The sequence below is a fragment of the Arthrobacter sorbitolis genome (assembly GCF_054510995.1).
The window spans coordinates 20,757-40,433 of record NZ_JBTNDM010000012.1 but is presented as its reverse complement, the minus strand read 5'-3'; the positions used below and the strand labels follow the sequence as shown (position 1 = coordinate 40,433).

Here is a 19,677-nt window from a genome sequence, read left to right as displayed (position 1 = left end):
AGACCATGAGCCCCTTCGCCGAAACACCCACGCTCGAACTCCTCCCCGCCGTCGACGTCGCCGACGGCAAGGCCGTGCGCCTGGTCCAGGGCGAGGCCGGCAGCGAGACCAGCTACGGCGACCCGGTCGACGCCGCCCTCGCGTGGCAGGAGGACGGGGCCGAGTGGGTGCACCTCGTCGACCTCGACGCCGCGTTCGGCCGCGGCTCCAACCGGGACCTGCTCGAGCGCGTCGTCCGACAGCTCGACATCAAGGTGGAACTCTCCGGCGGCATCCGGGACGACGCGTCGCTCGACGCCGCGCTGGAGCTCGGCGCCACCCGGGTCAACCTCGGCACCGCTGCGCTCGAGAACCCCGAGTGGACCGAACTGGCCATCGCGCGGTACGGGGACGCCGTCGCCGTCGGACTCGACGTGCGCGGGACCACGCTCGCCGCGCGCGGCTGGACCGAGGACGGGGGAGACCTGTGGGAGGTCCTGCAGCGTCTCGAGGACGCCGGCTGCGCCCGCTACGTCGTGACGGACGTGACCAAGGACGGCACGCTGAAGGGACCGAACCTCGCCCTGCTGCGTGAGGTCCTGGCGAAGACCACCCGCCCCGTCGTGGCCTCGGGCGGCATCTCGAGCCTGGACGACATCGCGGCGCTCCGCGACCTCGTGCCCGACGGGCTCGAGGGGGCCATCGTCGGCAAGGCCCTCTACGCCGGCGCGTTCACCCTGCCGCAGGCGCTGGACGTGGCAGGGCTGCCCGGGGCGTGACCGGCCGGCAGCTCCCGGCGCACATCGCGGCGGCACTCGCCGGCAACACCGCGGACTCCGCCGGGCAGGTGTGGGCCGGTCGGGACCTGTCGGGCCCGGAGAACCCCCTGCACGCCTTCGACGACGACGACGGGACCGCGGACCGTGGTCTCTCCGCCGCCGTCGCCGGGCTCCTGGCCGCCCCGGACCGGTCCGGGGACCAGCCGGGCGCGCGCGAGCGTGCGGTGTTCGCCGCCCTCACCACGGCGCGCGTGTTCATCCCCATCGTCGCCCGGCTGAGCGCGGCCGGGGAGGGCGCCTCCGGCCTGCGGTCCGACAAGGAGGCCGAGATGGCGCTCGTCACGCTGTCCGCGCCCGACGGGCGCAAGGCGCTGCCGGTCTTCTCGTCGACGGCGGCCCTGACGCGCTGGCACCCCGAGGCGCGTCCCGTGGCCGCCTATGCGGCGCGCGCCGCCCTCGCCGCCGCGGCGGAGGACGCGGAGCTGATGGTGCTCGATCCCGGGGCCGAGCTGACCGTCGTCATCCGGCGTCCCGCCGTCTGGGCCCTCGCCCGGCAGGTCGACTGGACGCCGTCCTACGAGGACACGGCCCTCGCGTCGCTCGTCGGGACCGCTGCGCGCGAGGAGCGGGACATCATCTCGGTGGCGCTCCGGCCCGCGGCAGGGGTCCTCACGCGGGCCGCCGACGGTAGCATTGCTTCCGGCGGAGGGCCGGGGCCCGAGCTGCGCATGGACGTGCAGCTCCGTGCCGGGCTGTCGCAGCAGGAGGTGCGCGACGCCGTCGCCTCCTTCCGGGGCAGGCTCCTGGGCCTCGCCGACTTCGTGGAACGCGTCGATTCGCTCGACATCAAACTCACCCGCTGACGTCCGTCGGCCAGGAAAGCCAGGAACGTGAACTTCGCCGTCTACCGGGACCTGCTGCGCATCCGCTCCGTACGGATGCTGCTGCTCGTCGGGATGATCGCCCGCTTCCCCCACTCGGCGGCCGGCGTGCTGCTGACCCTGCACGTGGTGCAGACCCTCGACCGGGGCTACGCCGAGGCGGGCGCCGTCGCCGCTGTCGTCACGATCGGCATCGCCGTCGGTGCGCCGTGGCGGGGCCGGCGGATCGACGAGGCGGGCCTGCGCCGTGCGCTCATCCCGTCGGTCGTCGCGGAAGCCGTCATCTGGTCCGTCGCACCGCACCTGTCCTACCAGTGGCTGCTCGTCGCCGCCCTGGTGGGCGGCCTCTTCACCCTCCCGGCCTTCTCGGTGATCCGCCAGGCGCTCGGCGTGCTGGTGGACGGCGACCGTCGCCGCACGGCCTTCACGCTCGATGCCATCTCGACGGAGGTCGTCTTCATGGCGGGTCCGGCCGTGGGCGTCGTCCTCGCCACCCAGGTCTCCTCCGTGCTCGGCCTGACCCTTGTCGGTATCGCCGCCGCGTCCGCCGGGCTCTTCCTCATGTTGATCAATCCGCCGACACGGTCCGAGCAGCTCCCCGACGCCGGGACGGTCGCCGCCGCGGCACCCGCCGTGCTCGGTGAAGCGGCAGCGGATCTCATCGGGTTCTCGGATGCGGGCGGACGTCGCCGCGGGGCCTCGACGCTCCGCAGGGGAGTGCGCCGGGCGTTCCCCTGGCTGACGGCACCGCTCGTCCTCGTCATGGTCGTCGCCGCGGGGGCCGGGCTCCTCCTCTCCGGCTCCGAGGTCGGCATCGTCGCCGCCCTCGAGCACGCGGGGAAGGAGAGCCAGCTCGGGCTCGTGTTCGTGGCCTGGTGTGCGGCGTCCGTCGTCGGCGGCATCCTCTACGGGGCCCTGCACCGACCGGTCGCGCCGTCGCTGCTCCTGCTCGGCATGGCACTGCTGACGCTGCCCATGGGATTCGCCGAGACCACGCTCTCGCTGGCGCTGCTGTCCATCCCCCCGGGCCTGCTGTGCGCGCCGGTCCTCTCCGCCGCGTCGGAGAAGGTCGCCGACCTCGTCGCCGAGGACCGGAGGGGTGAGGCCATGGGCTGGTACGGTTCCGCGCTGACCTCCGGCGTCGCGCTCGGGGCTCCCATCGCGGGCGTCCTCATCGACACCACCGGGCCGTGGGGCGGCTTCACCGCCGTCTCCGTGGTCTCCGCGGTCATCGGCATCGCGGGCCTCGCAGCACGCAGGATCGGGCGGGGCGCTGTGCCGACGGGGACGGCGCCGGTCGTCTAGGGACGACCCGGAAGGGATCGGCGGTCAGTTCACCGGGCCCGTGTACTTCTCGCCGGGGCCCTTGCCCGGCGCGTCGGGGATGATCGACGCCTCGCGGAAGGCGAGCTGCAGCGAGCGGAGGCCGTCGCGCAAGGGGCCGGCGTGCTGCGAACCGATCTCCGGTGCCGCCGCGGTCACGAAGCCCGCGAGGGCCGTGATGAGCTTGCGTGCCTCATCGAGGTCCTTGAGCTGTTCCGCGTTCTCCTCGTGGCCGAGGCCGCACTTCACCGCCGCCGCGCTCATGAGGTGGACCGCCGACGTCACGATGACCTCGACGGCGGCGACCTCGGAGATGTCACGCATCTCCCGACGGACATCCTGCTCGGCGGCGGACGGCGCGTCCGGTGCGTCGGCGCCGTGCGGGTGCTCCTCCGCGAAGCTCCGCCGGGAGGCCGTCGCGGGCGCGTCGTCGGGGGAGTGCTGCGGATTGTCGTGTGGCGTGTTCATACTGGTAAGCTTGGCATAGACCAACCGGTCGCTGTTACTCGCTGTGCTCCGCAAGGGGCCGGTGGAGACGGGCCGGGATGCAAGCGGAGTCCTCTCCCACCCGCGTTTGCCTGGTGCGACCCTTGGCCGCATTACAGGTAGCCGGGTCACCTGGTCGGTCCTGCGGATGATCGCGAGGAAGGCTGATGCTTTCCCCGCACGTCGGGAACCGGTTGACGAGGCCTTCGATTGCGCATGCAATGGGAGGCCTTCTTTCGTCTGCACGCGGTTCCGGTTTGAGAATTCACAGGAGTCACACATTAGCGAGCCAAGAATCAATGATCGTATCCGCGTCCCCGAGGTGCGGTTGGTCGGACCTGCCGGCGAACAGGTAGGGATCGTCCGTATCGAGGACGCACTCCGACTTGCCGCCGAGTCCGACCTGGATCTGGTTGAGGTAGCACCGCAGGCGAAGCCTCCGGTCGCGAAGCTCATGGATTTTGGTAAGTACAAGTACGAGGCGGCCGTCAAGGCGCGTGAAGCGCGGAAGAACCAGACCAACACGGTCCTGAAGGAGATCCGCTTCCGCCTCAAGATCGACACCCATGACTACGAGACCAAGCGCGGGCACGCCATGCGGTTCCTCGGAGCGGGCGACAAGGTCAAGGCCATGATCCAGTTCCGCGGACGTGAGCAGCAGCGACCGGAGATGGGCATCCGCCTGCTCCAGAAGTTCGCCGAGGACGTCGCCGAGGTGGGCGTGGTCGAGTCCTCGCCGCGCATCGACGGCCGCAACATGGTCATGGTCATCGGACCCACCAAGAACAAGGCCGAGGCGAAGGCCGAGGCTCGTCGTGCGACGCAGCGCGCCGAGGCGAAGGCCGCCAACGAGGCTGCCAAGTCCGGCGTCGACACCGGTCGGGTCGACACCTCGGGAAGCGACAACGCGCCGTTCACGCAGTCGCTCGCCGACCTGCTGCCCGAGGGTTACGCCATCAACACCGAGCCCGACGCGGCGCCCGTGGAGGCGCCGGTCGTCGAGGCACCCGTGACGGCGCCGACGGAGGCACCTGCGGCGGAAGCCGCGGCGCCGGCCGCCGCGCCGGAAGCACCTGCGGCCCCCAGGGCTGCCAGTGCACCGAGGAGCGCCCCGGCCCGCAGCATGTCGGCCCCCCGGTCGACCGCGTCGCGGCCTGCAGCCGATCGCCCCGCGGCCTCGAGGCCCGCGTCGGCTCCGGCGTCGAGGCCCGCCGCGGCCGCACCCGCCCGGCCTGCGGCCGCGGCACCCCAGACTGCGGCGCCCCAGGCCGCAGCACCCCAGGCTGCAGCGCCGAAGCCGTCCGCAGCAACCAAGCCCTCGGCCATGCCGAAGCCCGGAGCGCCGAAGCCGTCGGCGACCCCCAAGCCCGCCGGCAGGGCGGCGCCCAAGAGCCCGACCAGCCGCCCCAAGCCCGGCAGCACGGACTAGGGCTTCCGCCCGGTCCTGACGGGACTGTTTCGAAAACCAGCAGGCACCGGTACGGTGCCGAATTCCGGGTGCGTCAGCCCCGGCTACCAGAAGGAGATCGGTCCCCATGCCGAAGATGAAGACCCACAGCGGCGCCAAGAAGCGCTTCAAGCTGACCGGAAGCGGAAAGCTCAAGCGCCAGCAGGCCAACCGCCGTCACTACCTCGAGCACAAGTCCTCGACGTTGACGCGCCGCCTCGCGAGCGATCAGATCGTCTCGAAGGCCGACACCAAGGTCATCAAGAAGATGCTGGGCATCTAACCACCTATCCACCCCCGGGAAAGCGCACGCACAGACCGTGCAGCGCTGCGGCTGCGGCCGTGACCGAAGAACAAAAGGAGTACGCACGTGGCACGTGTGAAGAGGGCAGTAAATGCCCACAAGAAGCGTCGGGTCATCCTCGAGCGCGCCAAGGGTTACCGCGGACAGCGTTCGCGCCTGTACCGCAAGGCGAAGGAGCAGCTGCTCCACTCGTTCGTCTACAGCTACGGCGACCGCCGCAAGCGCAAGGGCGACTTCCGTCGCCTGTGGATCCAGCGCATCAACGCTGCCTCCCGCGCCAACGGCCTCACCTACAACCGCCTGATCCAGGGCCTCAAGGCCGCGGAGATCCAGGTAGACCGGCGCATGCTCGCCGACCTCGCCGTCACGGACGGAGCCGCCTTCGCAGCGCTCGTCCAGATCGCGAAGAACGCCCTGCCGGCCGACACGTCGGCCCCGCTCAAGGCTTCGGCCTAGGCCCATCGGCTGGAGCGGGCCGAGCGGCCCGCCCACCGGTACACGATGACTGACGACGGACGCCCCCAGGCGCCACTGATGACCAACACCCAGGCGGATCGGGTGAAGGAGGTGGCACGCCTGGCCGGGCGTCCGTCGCGTTCCAGGCGGCGCGAGTTCCTGGCCGAAGGACCACAGGCCGTGCGGGAGGCCGTCCGCCTGCACCTCGAGAGGAGCGGGACCGGGAAGGACGTCGTCGCCGCCGCCTATGCGACGCCGGACGCACTCGAACGGCACGCCGACATCGCGGCGCTGTTCGCCCGGCCCGGAGCGCCCGTCCTGCGACAGGCGACCCCCGAGGTGCTCGCCGCGATGTCCTCGACGGTGACGCCCCAGGGGTTCGTGGCGGTCTGCAGGTTCGTCGACGTCCCCCTCGAGGACGTGCTCGCCACCGCACCGCGCCTCGTGGCCGTGCTGGTCGAGGTGAGGGACCCCGGTAACGCCGGCACCATCATCCGAGCAGCCGACTCCGCGGGCGCCGACGCCGTCATCCTCACCGGCGCGAGCGTCGACCCGTACAACCCGAAGACCGTGCGGTCGACCGTCGGATCGCTGTTCCACCTGCCGCTGGTTCTCGGCGTCGAGCTCGACGGACTGATCGGGACCCTCAAGGAGGCGGGGATGACGGTGCTGGCGGCGGACGGCTACGGCCCCATGGACCTCGACGACCTGCAGGACGAGAGCGCAGCCCGCCGGTTCGGGACGGCGCAGGCCGACGGGCACGAGCCGGCCGCCGTCCGACTGGACGATCCCGGCGCGTGGCTCTTCGGCAACGAGGCTCAGGGTCTCCCCCCGGAGGTCGCCGCTGCTGCCGATGCGCGGGTCGCCGTACCCGTGTACGGGAACGCCGAATCCCTCAACGTCGGCACCGCCGCGACCGTGTGCCTCTACGCCTCGGCCCGCGCACAACGCCCCGCCTGACGGACGTCCGGGTCCGCCCCGCCGCGCCTCAGCCGACCGGGACCGACTTCCGTTCCGTCCTCAGCCCGCGCCGCCCGTCCATCCGGCCACTGACGAGCGCCACACCGAGGCCGAGCACGGCGAGGCCGGCTCCGACCAGGGCCGGCGCGGTGAAACCCCAGCCCGCCGTGATGACGGCGCCGCCGAGCGCTGCGCCGAGTGCGTTCGCCAGGTTCAGCGAGGAGTGGTTCATCGAGGAGGCGAGGGACGGTGCACCCGGTGAGACGTCGAGGAGCCGCGCCTGCAGGGGCGGGATGAGGGTTGAACCCGTCGCGCCGACGAGGAACACGAAGAGGCAGGCGCTCCAGGGCGTGCCTGCCGCCAGGGGGAAGACCAGCAGCACGGCGGCGATCGCCGCCATCGACCCGTAGATACTCCCCATGATCGATCTGTCCGCGAGTCGTCCGCCCAGGATGTTGCCGACGACCATGCCCACGCCGTACAGGGCGACGACGAACGGCAGCAGGGACGCCCGCACCCCTGCCACCTCGGTCATCACCGGGGAGATGTAGGAGTAGACGGCGAAGAAGCCGCCGAAGCCCACGATCCCGATGAGCAGCGTCATCCACAGCTGCGGACGGCGCAGGGCCCCCAGCTCGCCCCGGATGCTCGCGCCCTCCCGTACAGGGAGGGCCGGGACGAAGGCCCTGATCAGCACCACCGTCCCGGCACCGATCAGGCCCACGAGCAGGAACATGGAACGCCAGCCGAACTGCTGGCCGATCCAGGTGGCGAACGGCACCCCGACGACGTTCGCGATGCTGAGCCCGAGCATCACCATGGAGATGGCGCGCCCGCGCTTCGCCGGATCGGCGAGGGACGCGGCGATGACGGCCGCCACACCGAAGTAGGCGCCGTGCGGGAGTCCCGAGAGGAAACGCGACGCCAGCATCCACCCGAAACCCGAGGCGAAGAACGAGGACATGTTGGCCAGGGTGATGACCAGCATGAGGGCCAGGGCGACGGTGCGTTGCGGCTTCTTCGCGCCCAGGGTGGCGAGGATCGGTGCTCCGACGACCACGCCGAGCGCGTAGGCGGAGATGACGTGTCCGCCCCGCTCGTAGTCGACGCCGAGATCGGCGCGCATGTCCTCGAGCAGGCCCATGATGGTGAACTCCGTGGTCCCGAGGGCGAAGCCCCCCACGGCGAGCGCCCCGATGGCGAGGGCCAGCGGCCGGCCCGTCAGCCGCTGGGAGGAGGTCGGACGCGAAACGGGGGTGGTCATGGGTGTCCTTGCGGCGGGAGCTGGGGAAGGAGGAGCCGCCGATGCACCCGGGGGAGAAGACGCGGCGACGCTGACGCCGTCGTCTCCCTCAAGCGTAGGGGATGGCCGCGTCGCCCGGGGAGCGCCGACTCCCACGGTATGCGGCACGGATAGACTCGGCGGGTGACGCAACCCGCAGAGACCGTGGTCCGCCAGATCGTCGGGGCGGCCGTCGTCGACTCCCTCACGCAGCCCACCCGGCTCCTCGTCGCCCGCAGGACGGCACCTCCTGAGTTCGCAGGGATGTGGGAGTTCCCCGGGGGCAAGGTGGAGCCCGGGGAGGCGTGCGAGGGCGCGTTGCTGCGTGAACTGGACGAGGAGCTCGGCATCGAGGCGCGGCTGGGCCCGGAGGTGTCGGGCCCCGGCCCCCAGGGCTGGCCGCTCCATGCGACCGCGGCGATGCGCGTGTGGCTCGCCGAGGTGTCCGCCGGCGAGGCCGCACCCCTGCAGGACCACGACGAGGTGCGCTGGGTCCCGCTGGCTCCGGAGCACGAGCTCGATGCCCTGCCCTGGATCCCCGCCGACCGACCGATCGTGGACGCCCTGCGTGCCGCGATCCGCCGGAGCTAGAACAGGGTCGCCTGGACCGCACCCGGCGCGGGCGTGGGCAGGACCGACGCCGGCTCCGGGTTGCCCGCGGGTGAGAGGTTGCGGAAGAAACCGGCTCCCGCCGGCAGGCCGTGCCTCGCGCGGAAGACCCTGATCCTGCCGGACAGCCAGTCCCGGTACTCCTTCGACGCGTAGCTCCCGCCGCGGTAGAGCGTCTCGTACCGCGGGACGAGCTGCGGGTGGTGCGCGGCGAGCCACTGCATGAACCATTCGCGCGAGCCCGGCCTCAGGTGCAGGGGGCCGGCGGACACCCCCGTGGCTCCCGCCGCCGCCAGCGCCCCGAACAGCGCGTCCAGCGATTCGTCGCCGTCCGTGAGCCAGGGGAGGATCGGCATGGCCATGACACCGCAGGGCAGCCCCGCCTCGCGCAGCCTCGAGATGAGCGCCAGCCGCGCCTTCGGCGCGGGTGTCCCCGGCTCGATCGACTCGGCGAGCACAGGGTCCACGAGCGCGAGGGAGATGCCCATCCCGACCGTGACAGACTGTGCCGCGGCCTTCAGCAGCGGGAGGTCGCGGGCCAGGAGCGTGCCCTTCGTGAGGATGGAGAAGGGCGTCCCCGAGTCGGCCAGGGCCGTGATGATCCCCGGCATGAGCCCGTAGCGGCCCTCCGCCCGCTGGTACGGATCGGTGTTCGTGCCCAGAGCCACGTGCTCGCGCGCCCACGAGGGGCGGGCGAGCTCGCGGGCGAGCACCTCGCCGGCGTTGATCTTGACGACGAGCTGCGCGTCGAAGTCGAGCCCCGTGTCGAGGTCCAGGTAGCTGTGCGTCTTGCGGGCGAAGCAGTAGACGCAGGCGTGCGAGCAGCCCCGGAACGGATTGATGGTCCAGGAGAACGGCATGGACGACGTCGGCGGGACCCTGTTGAGGACCGACCTGGCAGCGACCTCGTGGAAGGTGATCCCGGCGAACTCGGGCGTCCGGACGCTCCTGACCAGTCCGGCCAGGGGCAGCAGGGCCGGCTTCTCCGGTGTGACGTCGTCCGCTGTCACTGTCTGGCCGTCCCACCGCATGCCTCCAGTAGAACACGTGTTCTAATTCGACGCTACCGCGAGGCCGCCTGACCTAGGCTGGGTGCATGATCCTGCTGACCGGCTTCGAACCCTTCGGGGGAGAATCGACCAATCCGTCCTGGCTGGCGGCACAGCGGGCGGCGGAGCTGCTCCGGGCGCAGGGGACAGAGGCGGCCGCCGTCGAACTCCCCTGTGCCTTCGGGCGGAGCATCGACGCACTGGAGGCCGCGCTCGGGCGGTTCCGCCCGGAGATCGTGCTGTGCGTGGGGCAGGCCGGCGGGCGGGGGAGCGTCTCGGTCGAACGCGTCGCCATCAACGTCGACGACGCCCGCATCCCGGACAACGCCGGACGGCTCCCCGTCGACGAGCCCGTGGTGGCCGGTGGCCCCGCCGCCTACTTCTCCTCGCTGCCCATCAAGGCCTGCCGGGAGGCCGTGGCGGCCCTCGGCATCCCGGTCGAGGTGTCGCAGACGGCCGGGACGTACGTCTGCAACCACGTCTTCTACGGGCTCATGCACCTGCTCGCACAGCGGGACGGACCGCGCGGGGGCTTCGTCCACGTCCCGTTCTCCACCGAGCAGGGCGAGGCGCACGGGCAGCCGGGACTCGCGCTCGACCTCATGGCCGACGCCCTCGCCACCATCGCGACGACGACGGCGGACACCGGGCAGGACGTGCGGGTCGCCGCCGGCGCGGAGCACTGACCCGCGGGACGGTCACCGTCGTCGAGTCCGCCCCGCGAACGAGGAGACGGCGGCTCTCACCGACCCGGCGAGCGGCCGCGGCGGACGCTCGCGGTAGCCGCCGTCGGACAGCCCCGCCCCGCGCTCGAACAGGTTGCGCGACGCCGGGTCGCCCGTGCGCAGGAGCGAGTAGGCGGCGGCAGCGAGATAGGCGGGCAGGAACGGGAGGCCGAGGCACGCGGCATATTGCCCCGTGTGCCGCGCCTCGTGCTCGAGCAGGCGGGTGAAGCCGGCCGGAGGGTCGTGCGGGACGGTGCCCCGCAGCAGCACCACGCTGCCCACCGTGAACGCCCTGGCCTTCGGGAGGCGCCGCCGGTAGCCCTCGGCGAGCAGGATGCCCCGCGGGCCGGCCGTGACCCGGCAGCCGGAGAGGGCGGCCAGCGCGAGACCGCACGGCGTCGACAGGTTGATCCAGTTCAGCAGCGGCACGAGCGTCCGGTCCATGCGGCCATCGTACCGGCGGAGGATCCCGCCCACCCGGAGTCCCGCCCCGGCGACGTGTAAGGGCGGGGCGGTTGCGACCCTGCCGAACGGGTCGCCTAGACTTGACCCGCCGGTGCGCGCCCGCTGCGACCCGGCCTCTTCCTGTCCCTGTTCCCCGTTCCCGCCAGAGCTGTGGCTCGCCCGGCAAGCCGCCGCTCGTCCGAGAGTGCAAGGTAAGCAATCCCCATGTCCGAAACCCCAGAGCACGCCGTGCCCGACGGCCCCGCCGCCCAGGTCCCCGATCCGCTGGATGCCTCGTCGGTCGCCGCCACCGTGGACGCGGCGCTCGCCGCCATCGCCACTGCATCGGACCTCGACGGACTGAAGTCGGTGCGGATCGCGCACACCGGTGAGAAGTCGCCGCTGAGCCTCGCGAACCGGGGGATCGGTGCCCTGCCGAAGGAGCAGAAGTCGGCCGCGGGCAAGAACATCGGTCCGGCCCGGGGTCGGATCAACCAGGCGCTCGCCGCCCGCACCGTCGAGCTCGAGGCGGAGCGCGATGCGCGGATCCTCGTCGAGGAGGCCGTCGACGTCACCGCGGCCCCGCGCCGTCGCAGGACCGGTGCACGGCATCCGCTGTCCACGCTGCAGGAGCGGGTCAGCGACGTCTTCGTCGGGATGGGCTGGGAGATCGCCGAGGGCCCCGAGCTCGAGTCGGAGTGGTTCAACTTCGACGCGCTGAACTTCAAGCCGGACCACCCGGCCCGCGAGATGCAGGACACCTTCTTCGTCGAGCCCCCGGAGGCCCACCTCGTCCTGCGGACACACACGTCGCCGGTGCAGGTCCGCTCGATGCTCGAGCGCGACCTGCCGATCTACGTCCTGTGCCCGGGCAAGGTGTTCCGCACCGACGAGCTCGATGCCACCCACACGCCCGTGTTCCACCAGTTCGAGGGCCTCGCCATCGACAAGGGCCTCACCATGGCCGACCTCGTGGGCACGCTCGAGCACTTCACGCAGCAGCTCTTCGGCGACGACGCCAAGGTCCGGCTGCGCCCCAACTTCTTCCCCTTCACCGAACCGAGCGCCGAGCTGGACATCTGGCACCCGGGCGCCAAGGGCGGCCCGCGCTGGATCGAGTGGGGCGGCTGCGGCATGGTCAACCCGAACGTCCTGCGGGCCACGGGGATCGACCCGGACGTCTACTCCGGCTTCGCCTTCGGCATGGGGATCGAGCGGGCCCTCATGTTCCGCAACGAGGTCGGCGACATGCGGGACATGATCGAGGGCGACGTACGTTTCAGCGAACACTTCGGGATGGAGATCTAGGTGAGAATCCCACTGTCATGGCTGCGCGAGTACGCAGCCGTCCCTGCGGACGCGACCGCGGAAGACGTGATGGCCGAGCTCGTGAAGGTGGGGCTGGAGGAGGAGGACGTCCACCGCCCCACCGACGAGCTCTCCGGCCCCATCGTGGTGGGCCAGGTGCTCAGCGTCGTCGGGGAACCCCAGACCAACGGCAAGACCATCAACTGGTGCCAGGTGCGCGTGGTGCCGGAGGGCGCCCGGCAGACACTCACGGGCGACGGGATCGACCCCTCCGGTGTCCAGGGCATCGTCTGCGGCGCTCACAACTTCGTCGAGGGCGACAAGGTGGTCGTGACATTGCCCGGCGCCGTCCTGCCCGGCGACTTCCGGATCAGCCCCCGCAAGACCTACGGCCACGTGTCCGCCGGCATGATCGCGTCCGTGCGGGAGCTCGGCATCGGCGACGACCACGACGGCATCCTCGTGCTCTCCACCCTGGGGCTCGACCCGGAGCCGGGCACGGACGCGATGGACCTGCTCGGGCTCCGCGACGAGGCCGCCGAGATCAACGTGACGCCCGACCGCGGGTACTGCTTCTCCATCCGCGGGGTGGCGCGTGAGTACGCGCATGCCACCGGGACGGCGTTCACCGATCCTGCCGGCGCCGTCGTCGTGCCTCCCGCCGCGGGTACCGGGTACCCGGTGCGCCTCGAGGACGCGGCCCCCGTCTACGGCGTGCCGGGATGCGACCGCTTCGTGGTCCGGACCGTACGCGGCGTCGACCCGACGCGGCCCACGCCACCCTGGCTGTCGGCACGCCTGCGCCTCGCGGGCATCCGCTCGATCTCGCTCGTGGTCGACATCTCCAACTACGTCATGCTGGAGCTCGGCCAGCCGCTGCACTTCTACGACCTCGACAAGCTCTCGGGCGACATCGTGGTGCGGCGCGCGGCTCCCGGCGAGACCCTGCGCACCCTCGACGACAGGGAGCGCACGCTCGACCCCGAGGACCTCCTCATCACCGACGGCTCCGGCCCGATCGGCATCGCCGGTGTCATGGGCGGTGCCTCCACCGAGGTCTCCGACGGCACGCGCAGCGTCCTGATCGAGTCCGCCCACTTCGACGACGTCAGCATCGGACGCTCGCGGCGCCGCCACCGGCTGCCGTCCGAGGCGTCCAAGCGCTTCGAGCGCGGCGTCGACTGGCAGGTCGCGGACATCGCGGCGCAGCGCGCCGTCGAGCTCCTCCTCGAGCTCGCGGGTGGGACCGCCGACGACGCCGCGACCGACGTCGGGCAGGTGCCCGAGCCGCGCGTCATCGACCTCGCCGCCGATTTCCCCGCGCGCCTGATCGGACGCGAGTTCACCGACGAGCAGATCACGGGTACGCTCACCGACCTCGGCGCGACGGTGGAGCGCGTCGACGGCGGCTACCGCGTCACCGCACCGAGCTGGCGCACGGACCTCGAGACGCGTGAGGACCTGACCGAGGAGATCATCCGCCTCGTCGGCTACGACACGATCCCGTCCACCCTGCCCGTCGCCCCTCCCGGGCGCGGCCTGACGCGCGTCCAGCAGCAGCGCCGCCGGCTCCTCAACGCCCTCGCGGCGGCCGGACTCACCGAGGTGCTCTCCTACCCGTTCGTCAGCGAGCAGGCCAACGCCGTCTTCGGCAGCCCGGAGGAGGGCGCCGCGGCGCCGTCGGTGCGGCTCGCCAATCCCATCAGTGCCGAGCGCGGACACCTCCGCCGCTCGCTACTCCCCGGCCTCGTCGAGCTCGCGAAGCGGAACTCGTCCCGCGGTTTCCGCGACCTCGCACTGTTCGAGGCGGGAGCGGTGTTCCTGCCCACCGGGACGCTGGGCACCGGGACCATCCCACCGCTCGGGATCAGGCCCGACGACGCCGTGCTCGCCGCCGTGTACGCAGGGATCCCCGACCAGCCGCAGACGGTCGCCGCGCTGTTCACCGGCCACGAGGCAGCCCCCTCGGCCGGCGTCGCACCCCGCGCCTGGGACTGGGCGGATGCCGTCGACGTCGTGCAGCTCATGGCGCAGGTCACCGGCGTCGACGTCGTCATCCGGCAGGGGACCCACCAGGCCTTCCACCCGGGCCGCACCGCGGAATTCTCCCTGCGGAGCGGTGAGGTGCTGGGATACGCGGGCGAACTCCACCCGAAGCTGATCGCGGCGGAGGACCTGCCCGCGCGCACGGTAGCTCTCGAGATCGACGTGGACCTGCTGTTCGAGGCTGCGGCGGACGTCATCGTCGCGCGGCCGCTGTCCACGTACCCGCCGGCCACGCAGGACGTCGCGCTCGTCGTGGATGCCGCCGTGATCGCCGGAGAGGTGCTCGAGACACTGCGCGAGGGGGCGGGCGAGCTGCTCGAGGACGTCAGCCTGTTCGACGTCTACACCGGCCAGGGCATCGGCGAGGGCCGGAAGTCGCTGGCGTTCGCCCTGCGGTTCCGGGCCTCCGACCGCACGCTGACGGCGGACGAGGCCAGCGCGGCGCGCGACGCCGCGGTGGCCCTCGCCGCCGAGCGGTTCGGTGCCGTCCAGCGGTGATCTCCAGGTGAGGTGAAGGCCCGTCCCGGGTCAGGGGCGGGCCTTCCCTGGCAGAGCGACCCTGTGCGATCGAGGGTGGCGCCAGGTCCAGGCCGGGCTCGCAGGCGCTTTCGCCCCGTGTCGACGCGCCCGACCCGACGGGGTTGCGGCGTCTTCGAATCAACGGTGTCGGGGCCAGGGAACTCGTCACTCAGCCCCGCGCACAGGTACCCGGATCCTCCCCCTCAACCCCTTCCGGACGAGAGGTCGAGGTTTGGCTCCGGCGTTTGTACACCGCCCCTTCGAGTGGGGAGCTGGTGGCTGCCGATTCGAAGGCCCGGCTCTTCACCCCTGGGCAGCGCCGCTTCCTCCAGGCCCGCGACGACCTCTGCCGGACCCCGTTCTGCGACGCACCGATCCGCCACGACGACCACGTCGTCCCCTGGCACGACGACGGGCCGACAAGCCTGTCCGACGGGGCAGGGCTCTGCGAAGCCTGCAACCACACCGGGGAACTACCCGGCTGGAGAGTCACACCGGCTACCAGCTCCGAGCCACACACCGACACCCATCCGAGCACCGCGGGGCGTCCTGCCCGGCACGCGATCGAACTCCGCACGCCCACCGGCCACACCTACCGTTCCACCGCGCCACCCCTACCCGGCAGCAGGCGTGACGAACAGGAATCCGAGCTGCGAACCGGCACTCGCACCCGCCCTTCGCCGCCCTCGAACCGCCCGGCAGGAGAGCGTATCGGCTCGACACCTCGATACTGGCAGCGGGGTGGACGTCGTCTTCGCCTGATTCCTGCTGCGAGATCTCAGGGAATCAGCAGCACCTTGCCCGTGGTGCGCCGGGCCTGGAGGTCCTCGTGTGCGCGGGCCGCATCCGCCAGCGCGTACCGGGCACCGATCCGCACCTCGAGCCGACCTGCAGCGACCGCCCCGAAGAGCTCCTCGGACCGCCACCTCCGCTCCTCGGGGGTGAGGAGGTAGTGCACGAGCGTGGGCCGGGTCACGAAGAGGGAGCCGCCGCTGTTGAGGCGCTGGATGTCGAACGGCGGTACCGGGCCGGACGCGGCGCCGAAGAGCACCAGCGTCCCCCTGATCCGCAGCGAGCGCAGCGACTCGTCGAAGGTGGCCTTCCCGACGCCGTCGAACACGACGTCCACACCGGTTCCCTCGGTCAGCGTCCGCGCCGCGTCGGCGAACCCCTCGTAGCGCAGCACCTCGTCGGCGCCCGCACCCCGCGCGAGCTCCTCCTTCTCCGGCGTCGATACCGTGGTGATCACGCGCGCGCCCTGTGCCTTGAGCAGCTGGATGAGCAGCAGGCCCACGCCTCCCGCACCGGCATGGACGAGCACCGTGTGATCGGGCTGGACAGGGAAGGTGGAGTTGATGAGATAGTGCGCGGTCATGCCCTGCAGGGGCAGGGCCGCCGCGGTCTCGAGGTCCACGCCGTCGGGCACGGGGAGGGCGCGGTCGGCGTCGACGAGCGCGAACTCCGCGTAGGTGGCCTTGCCCTCGGCGAACGCCACCCGGTCTCCCGGCTCGAAACCGACGGCGCCCTCACCGAGCGCCTCCACGGTACCGGCCGCCTCGGCGCCGGGGGTGAAGGGATGCTCGACGGCGTAGGCACCGCTGCGCTGGTAGGTCTCGATGAAGTTCACCCCGGCGGCCGCCACCTTCACCAGGAGCTGGCCCGGACCGGGCTCCGGGCGGTCGACGGGTGCGAGAGCGAGGACATCCGGACCGCCGGGCGCGGTGACGACGATGGCTGAGGGCATGATGGTTCCCTTTCGGTGGAGTCCCCTCATGCTATTCGTGCACTCCCCGGAAGCGGAGTGCATAAGTATGTGGGTGCATGCATGGAGTTGCTGTAGTGTTGTCGGCATGACGTTCACCGCAGCTGTTTCCGGTGCCAGTGGCTACGCCGGAGGCGAGCTCCTGCGCCTCCTCGCCAGCCATCCTGACGTGGAGGTCGGAGCGATCACGGCGCACAGCAGCTCCGGATCCACCCTCGGGCAGCTGCAGCCGCATCTGCACTCCCTGGCCGACCGCGTGCTGCAGGACACCACGCCCGAGGTGCTCGCAGGGCACGACGTCGTCTTCCTCGCCCTGCCGCACGGTGCCAGTGCGGAGATCGCCGCACAGCTGTCGCCCGAGACCCTGGTCATCGACGCCGGGGCCGACCACCGGCTGCAGGACCCCGCCGCCTGGGAGAAGTTCTACGGCTCCGCCCATGCCGGCACCTGGCCGTACGGTTTGCCGGAACTCCCGGGCCACCGGGCCGCCCTCGCGGGCGCCCGGCGGATCGCCGTCCCCGGCTGCTATCCCACGAGCGTGCTGCTCGCCCTCACTCCCGGGTTCGCTGCAGGGCTCCTGCAGCCCGACGACGTCGTCGTCGTGTCCGCCTCGGGCACCTCGGGCGCGGGCAAGGCGGCCAAGCCGAACCTCATCGGCTCCGAGGTGATGGGAGGCATGAGCCCCTACGGCGTCGGTGGCGGCCACCGCCATACCCCGGAGATGGAGCAGGGCCTCAGCCTCGCTGCGGGCGAGCGTGTCTCGCTGTCCTTCACCCCCACCCTCGCGCCCATGGCCCGCGGGATCCTGACGACGGCGACGGCACGGGTGAAGCCCGGCATCGGATACGGGCAGCTGCGCGGCGCGTGGGAGGCGGCGTACGCCGACGAGCCCTTCGTCCGGATCCTGCCCGAGGGTCAGTGGCCGGCGACGAAGTCGGTCCTCGGCAGCAACCATGCCGCCCTGCAGCTGGCCTTCGACGAGCATGCGGGCCGCGTCGTCGTCAGCTGTGTCATCGACAACCTCACCAAGGGGACCGCCGGTGGCGCCGTGCAGTCCATGAACATCGCCCTCGGACTCGACGAGACCGCAGGCCTGACCCTCCAGGGGATCGCACCATGAGCATCACCTACCCGGGCGGGTTCCGTGCCGCGGGCGTCGCCGCCGGCCTCAAGAGCACGGGCAAGCCCGACGTCGCACTCGTCGTCAACGACGGACCCCTGCACAACGCGGCGGCCGTCTTCACCTCGAATCGCGTGGTGGCAGCGCCCGTGCTGTGGTCGCGCCAGGTCGTGTCGGACGGACGCGTCGATGCCGTCGTCCTGAACTCCGGCGGCGCGAATGCGTGCACCGGGCCCGAGGGCTTCCAGAACACCCACCGGACGGCGGAGGTCACGGCGGAGCTGCTCGGCGTCTCGGCGACGGACGTGGTCGTGTGCTCCACGGGCCTCATCGGTGTGCAGCTGCCCATGGACAGGCTCCTTGCCGGCGTGACGGATGCCGCCGGATCGCTGGGCAGGGGAGGCGGTCCGACCGCGGCCGAGGCGATCATGACCACGGACACCGTCCCCAAGGAGGCGCGGTACCCGGCCACCGCCGATTCCGCGAGCGAGGGCTACGCGATCGGCGGCATGGCCAAGGGGGCCGGCATGCTCGCGCCGGGGCTCGCCACGATGCTGGTGGTGCTCACGACGGACGCGGCACTGGACGCACCGGCCCTCGACGCTGCCCTCCGGGAGGCCACGCGCGTGAGCTTCGACCGGACGGATGCGGACGGCTGCATGTCGACGAACGACACCGTCGTCCTGCTCTCGTCCGGGTCCGCAGGTATCGCCCCCGACCAGGACCAGTTCACCGCGGCCCTCACACAGGTCTGCCTCGACCTCGCCGCGCAGCTCATCTCCGACGCCGAGGGCGCGAGCCACACCATCGCCGTCAGCACCGTGAACGCCGCCTCCGAGCGTGACGCCGAGGTGGTCAGCCGCGCCGTCGCCCGCTCCAATCTCTTCAAGACCGCGATCTTCGGCAACGATCCCAACTGGGGGCGCGTGCTCGCCGCCGTCGGGACGACGGACGCCGTGTTCGAGCCCGAGCAGCTCAACGTGTCCATGAACGGCGTGCAGATCTGCCGGAACGGCGGCATCGGTGAGTCCCGCGACCTCGTGGACCTCACCCCGCGCGACGTCCTCGTCGAGATCGACCTCGCCGCAGGATCCGCGAGCGCGACCATCTGGACCAACGACCTTACGCACGAGTACGTGCACGAGAACTCCGCGTACTCGAGCTGACGGGAGACACCATGACAGACGTCCGATCGACCGGAGCGGGGCCGTCCGCGTCGACGCTGAGGGCCCAGGACAAGGCCGCCACGCTGATGGAGGCCCTGCCCTGGATCCAGCGCTTCGCCGGCACCACCATGGTCGTCAAGTACGGGGGTAACGCCATGGTGGACGACGCCATGCGCCGCGCCTTCGCGGAGGACATCGTCTTCCTGCACCATGTCGGCATCCGCCCGGTCGTCGTGCACGGCGGCGGTCCGCAGATCAACGCGATGCTCGAGAAACTGGGCATCGAGTCCGAGTTCAAGGGGGGACTGCGCGTCACGACGCCCGAGGCGATGGACGTGGTCAGGATGGTCCTCACCGGGCAGGTCGGCCGTGAGCTCGTGGGACTGATCAATTCGCACGGGCCCTACGCCGTCGGCCTCTCGGGGGAGGACGGCGGCCTGCTCCGCGCCGTCCGCACGGGCACCGTCGTCGACGGCGAGCCCGTGGACCTCGGCCTCGTCGGCGAGGTGACCGCCGTGCATCCCGGGGCCATCCTCGACATCCTGCAGGCCGGGCGCATCCCCGTCATCTCCACCGTCGCCCCCGAGTACGACAGCGCCGGCGAGGCCACGCAGCAGGTGCTCAACGTCAACGCCGACTCGGCGGCCGCCGCCCTCGCGGCGGCCCTGGGCGCGTCGAAGCTCTTGATCCTCACGGATGTCGAGGGCCTCTACGCGGCGTGGCCGGACCGCTCGTCCCTCATCTCCTCCCTCTCCACGTCGCAGCTGCGCGACCTCCTGCCCGGGCTCGAATCGGGCATGATCCCGAAGATGAAAGCGTGTCTGCAGGCCGTGGAGGCCGGCGTCGAGCGCGCTCACATCGTGGACGGACGGCTCGCCCACTCGATGCTGCTGGAGACCTTCACCACGGCCGGCATCGGGACGCAGGTCGTCCCCGATACGGCGGTCGAGGCTGCCACCGATGCAGTCACCGATGCGGTCGCCGACGCAGCCCCCGACATGCCAGGAGCCCACCCGTGAACGACACCGACAC

At 71.6% G+C, this 19,677-nt stretch carries 19 protein-coding genes and 1 pseudogene; 15 read left to right on the top strand and 5 right to left on the bottom strand.

All coding sequences use genetic code 11. The annotated features are described in order from the left end of the window. The first annotated feature begins 5 nt into the window (after window positions 1-5). From priA to ACX80K_RS15635, 3 genes are read left to right on the top strand one after another with little or no spacing between them, the layout of a single operon-like run. Window positions 6-758: a bifunctional 1-(5-phosphoribosyl)-5-((5-phosphoribosylamino)methylideneamino)imidazole-4-carboxamide isomerase/phosphoribosylanthranilate isomerase PriA gene (gene priA, locus ACX80K_RS15645; RefSeq protein ID WP_459272819.1), complete on the top strand. Its 753-nt coding sequence runs from the start codon at window positions 6-8 to the stop codon at window positions 756-758. Further along, window positions 755-1,621 (top strand): SseB family protein, encoded by an 867-nt coding sequence (locus ACX80K_RS15640; protein ID WP_459272818.1) that lies wholly within the window; start codon window positions 755-757, stop codon window positions 1,619-1,621. Before priA ends, ACX80K_RS15640 begins: the two co-directional genes overlap by 4 nt. 27 nt (window positions 1,622-1,648) lie before the next feature. Continuing rightward, window positions 1,649-2,944 carry an MFS transporter gene (locus tag ACX80K_RS15635; RefSeq protein WP_459272816.1) on the top strand — a complete coding sequence of 432 codons (1,296 nt, stop codon included), beginning with the start codon at window positions 1,649-1,651 and terminating at the stop codon, window positions 2,942-2,944. A 24-nt stretch (window positions 2,945-2,968) separates the two neighbouring features. Here ACX80K_RS15635 and ACX80K_RS15630 read toward each other — a convergent pair whose 3' ends face one another. Beyond that, on the bottom strand, window positions 2,969-3,430 hold the full coding sequence (locus ACX80K_RS15630) for a DUF1844 domain-containing protein (RefSeq protein ID WP_459272815.1): 462 nt from the start codon (window positions 3,428-3,430) through the stop codon (window positions 2,969-2,971). Window positions 3,431-3,770: 340 nt separating this feature from the next. Here ACX80K_RS15630 and infC point away from each other — a divergent pair, with 340 nt between their 5' ends. The 4 genes from infC (at window position 3,771) to ACX80K_RS15610 (ending at window position 6,615) form a co-directional block, all read left to right on the top strand. Beyond that, window positions 3,771-4,877, top strand: coding sequence for a translation initiation factor IF-3 (gene infC, locus ACX80K_RS15625; RefSeq protein ID WP_459272814.1), 1,107 nt, complete (start codon window positions 3,771-3,773; stop codon window positions 4,875-4,877). 106 nt (window positions 4,878-4,983) lie between these two features. Beyond that, window positions 4,984-5,178 carry a 50S ribosomal protein L35 gene (gene rpmI, locus ACX80K_RS15620; protein ID WP_055772451.1) on the top strand — a complete coding sequence of 65 codons (195 nt, stop codon included), beginning with the start codon at window positions 4,984-4,986 and terminating at the stop codon, window positions 5,176-5,178. Window positions 5,179-5,265: 87 nt separating this feature from the next. Continuing rightward, window positions 5,266-5,655, top strand: coding sequence for a 50S ribosomal protein L20 (rplT, locus tag ACX80K_RS15615; protein WP_055772447.1), 390 nt, complete (start codon window positions 5,266-5,268; stop codon window positions 5,653-5,655). 45 nt (window positions 5,656-5,700) lie between these two features. Then, on the top strand, window positions 5,701-6,615 hold the full coding sequence (locus ACX80K_RS15610) for a TrmH family RNA methyltransferase (RefSeq protein ID WP_459272813.1): 915 nt from the start codon (window positions 5,701-5,703) through the stop codon (window positions 6,613-6,615). 28 nt (window positions 6,616-6,643) lie between these two features. Here ACX80K_RS15610 and ACX80K_RS15605 read toward each other — a convergent pair whose 3' ends face one another. Then, window positions 6,644-7,879, bottom strand: a complete 1,236-nt coding sequence (locus ACX80K_RS15605; protein WP_459272812.1) for an MFS transporter — start codon at window positions 7,877-7,879, stop codon at window positions 6,644-6,646. 162 nt (window positions 7,880-8,041) lie between these two features. On the opposite strand from ACX80K_RS15605, the gene ACX80K_RS15600 reads away from it, so the two are divergent. Then, window positions 8,042-8,488, top strand: a complete 447-nt coding sequence (locus ACX80K_RS15600; RefSeq protein WP_459272811.1) for a (deoxy)nucleoside triphosphate pyrophosphohydrolase — start codon at window positions 8,042-8,044, stop codon at window positions 8,486-8,488. Here the strand turns inward: ACX80K_RS15600 and ACX80K_RS15595 are convergent. Next, window positions 8,485-9,537 carry an Rv2578c family radical SAM protein gene (locus ACX80K_RS15595; RefSeq protein ID WP_459272810.1) on the bottom strand — a complete coding sequence of 351 codons (1,053 nt, stop codon included), beginning with the start codon at window positions 9,535-9,537 and terminating at the stop codon, window positions 8,485-8,487. The two genes, ACX80K_RS15600 and ACX80K_RS15595, sit on opposite strands and share 4 nt — an antisense overlap. A 65-nt stretch (window positions 9,538-9,602) precedes the next feature. Between ACX80K_RS15595 and pcp the strand changes: the two genes are divergently transcribed. Further along, window positions 9,603-10,241, top strand: coding sequence for a pyroglutamyl-peptidase I (gene pcp, locus ACX80K_RS15590; RefSeq protein ID WP_459272809.1), 639 nt, complete (start codon window positions 9,603-9,605; stop codon window positions 10,239-10,241). Between the two features lie 12 nt (window positions 10,242-10,253). Here the strand turns inward: pcp and ACX80K_RS15585 are convergent, their stop codons facing one another. Beyond that, window positions 10,254-10,724, bottom strand: coding sequence for an eCIS core domain-containing protein (locus tag ACX80K_RS15585; protein ID WP_459272808.1), 471 nt, complete (start codon window positions 10,722-10,724; stop codon window positions 10,254-10,256). Between the two features lie 225 nt (window positions 10,725-10,949). Here ACX80K_RS15585 and pheS point away from each other — a divergent pair, with 225 nt between their 5' ends. From pheS to ACX80K_RS15570, 3 genes and pseudogenes are all read left to right on the top strand, one after another. Beyond that, window positions 10,950-12,032 (top strand): phenylalanine--tRNA ligase subunit alpha, encoded by a 1,083-nt coding sequence (gene pheS, locus ACX80K_RS15580; protein WP_459272807.1) that lies wholly within the window; start codon window positions 10,950-10,952, stop codon window positions 12,030-12,032. Continuing rightward, window positions 12,033-14,576: a phenylalanine--tRNA ligase subunit beta gene (gene pheT, locus ACX80K_RS15575; protein WP_459272806.1), complete on the top strand. Its 2,544-nt coding sequence runs from the start codon at window positions 12,033-12,035 to the stop codon at window positions 14,574-14,576. Between the two features lie 248 nt (window positions 14,577-14,824). Continuing rightward, a pseudogene (locus tag ACX80K_RS15570) lies at window positions 14,825-15,220 on the top strand (HNH endonuclease); the annotation flags it as partial. Between the two features lie 155 nt (window positions 15,221-15,375). Here the strand turns inward: ACX80K_RS15570 and ACX80K_RS15565 are convergent. Continuing rightward, on the bottom strand, window positions 15,376-16,341 hold the full coding sequence (locus ACX80K_RS15565) for a quinone oxidoreductase family protein (RefSeq protein WP_459272805.1): 966 nt from the start codon (window positions 16,339-16,341) through the stop codon (window positions 15,376-15,378). A 106-nt stretch (window positions 16,342-16,447) separates the two neighbouring features. Here ACX80K_RS15565 and argC point away from each other — a divergent pair, with 106 nt between their 5' ends. The 3 genes from argC to argB are packed head-to-tail and all read left to right on the top strand — an operon-like array spanning window position 16,448 to window position 19,664. After that, a complete protein-coding gene (gene argC / locus ACX80K_RS15560) occupies window positions 16,448-17,479 on the top strand; it encodes an N-acetyl-gamma-glutamyl-phosphate reductase (protein WP_459272804.1) in 1,032 nt (343 codons plus the stop codon). Next, window positions 17,476-18,645 carry a bifunctional glutamate N-acetyltransferase/amino-acid acetyltransferase ArgJ gene (argJ, locus tag ACX80K_RS15555; protein ID WP_459272803.1) on the top strand — a complete coding sequence of 390 codons (1,170 nt, stop codon included), beginning with the start codon at window positions 17,476-17,478 and terminating at the stop codon, window positions 18,643-18,645. Before argC ends, argJ begins: the two co-directional genes overlap by 4 nt. A gap of 11 nt (window positions 18,646-18,656) precedes the next feature. Beyond that, window positions 18,657-19,664, top strand: a complete 1,008-nt coding sequence (argB, locus tag ACX80K_RS15550; RefSeq protein WP_459272802.1) for an acetylglutamate kinase — start codon at window positions 18,657-18,659, stop codon at window positions 19,662-19,664. Window positions 19,665-19,677: the final 13 nt, after the last annotated feature.

Coding starts and splice junctions, on each gene's coding strand:
- pcp (WP_459272809.1), top strand. CDS start 9,603: ATGATCCTGCTGACCGGCTTCGAACCCTTCGGGGGAGAATCGACCAAT.
- pheS (WP_459272807.1), top strand. CDS start 10,950: ATGTCCGAAACCCCAGAGCACGCCGTGCCCGACGGCCCCGCCGCCCAG.
- ACX80K_RS15585 (WP_459272808.1), bottom strand. CDS start 10,724: ATGGACCGGACGCTCGTGCCGCTGCTGAACTGGATCAACCTGTCGACG.
- ACX80K_RS15610 (WP_459272813.1), top strand. CDS start 5,701: ATGACTGACGACGGACGCCCCCAGGCGCCACTGATGACCAACACCCAG.
- ACX80K_RS15605 (WP_459272812.1), bottom strand. CDS start 7,879: ATGACCACCCCCGTTTCGCGTCCGACCTCCTCCCAGCGGCTGACGGGC.
- rpmI (WP_055772451.1), top strand. CDS start 4,984: ATGCCGAAGATGAAGACCCACAGCGGCGCCAAGAAGCGCTTCAAGCTG.
- argJ (WP_459272803.1), top strand. CDS start 17,476: ATGAGCATCACCTACCCGGGCGGGTTCCGTGCCGCGGGCGTCGCCGCC.
- ACX80K_RS15595 (WP_459272810.1), bottom strand. CDS start 9,537: ATGCGGTGGGACGGCCAGACAGTGACAGCGGACGACGTCACACCGGAG.
- priA (WP_459272819.1), top strand. CDS start 6: ATGAGCCCCTTCGCCGAAACACCCACGCTCGAACTCCTCCCCGCCGTC.
- argB (WP_459272802.1), top strand. CDS start 18,657: ATGACAGACGTCCGATCGACCGGAGCGGGGCCGTCCGCGTCGACGCTG.
- argC (WP_459272804.1), top strand. CDS start 16,448: ATGACGTTCACCGCAGCTGTTTCCGGTGCCAGTGGCTACGCCGGAGGC.
- ACX80K_RS15630 (WP_459272815.1), bottom strand. CDS start 3,430: ATGAACACGCCACACGACAATCCGCAGCACTCCCCCGACGACGCGCCC.
- ACX80K_RS15565 (WP_459272805.1), bottom strand. CDS start 16,341: ATGCCCTCAGCCATCGTCGTCACCGCGCCCGGCGGTCCGGATGTCCTC.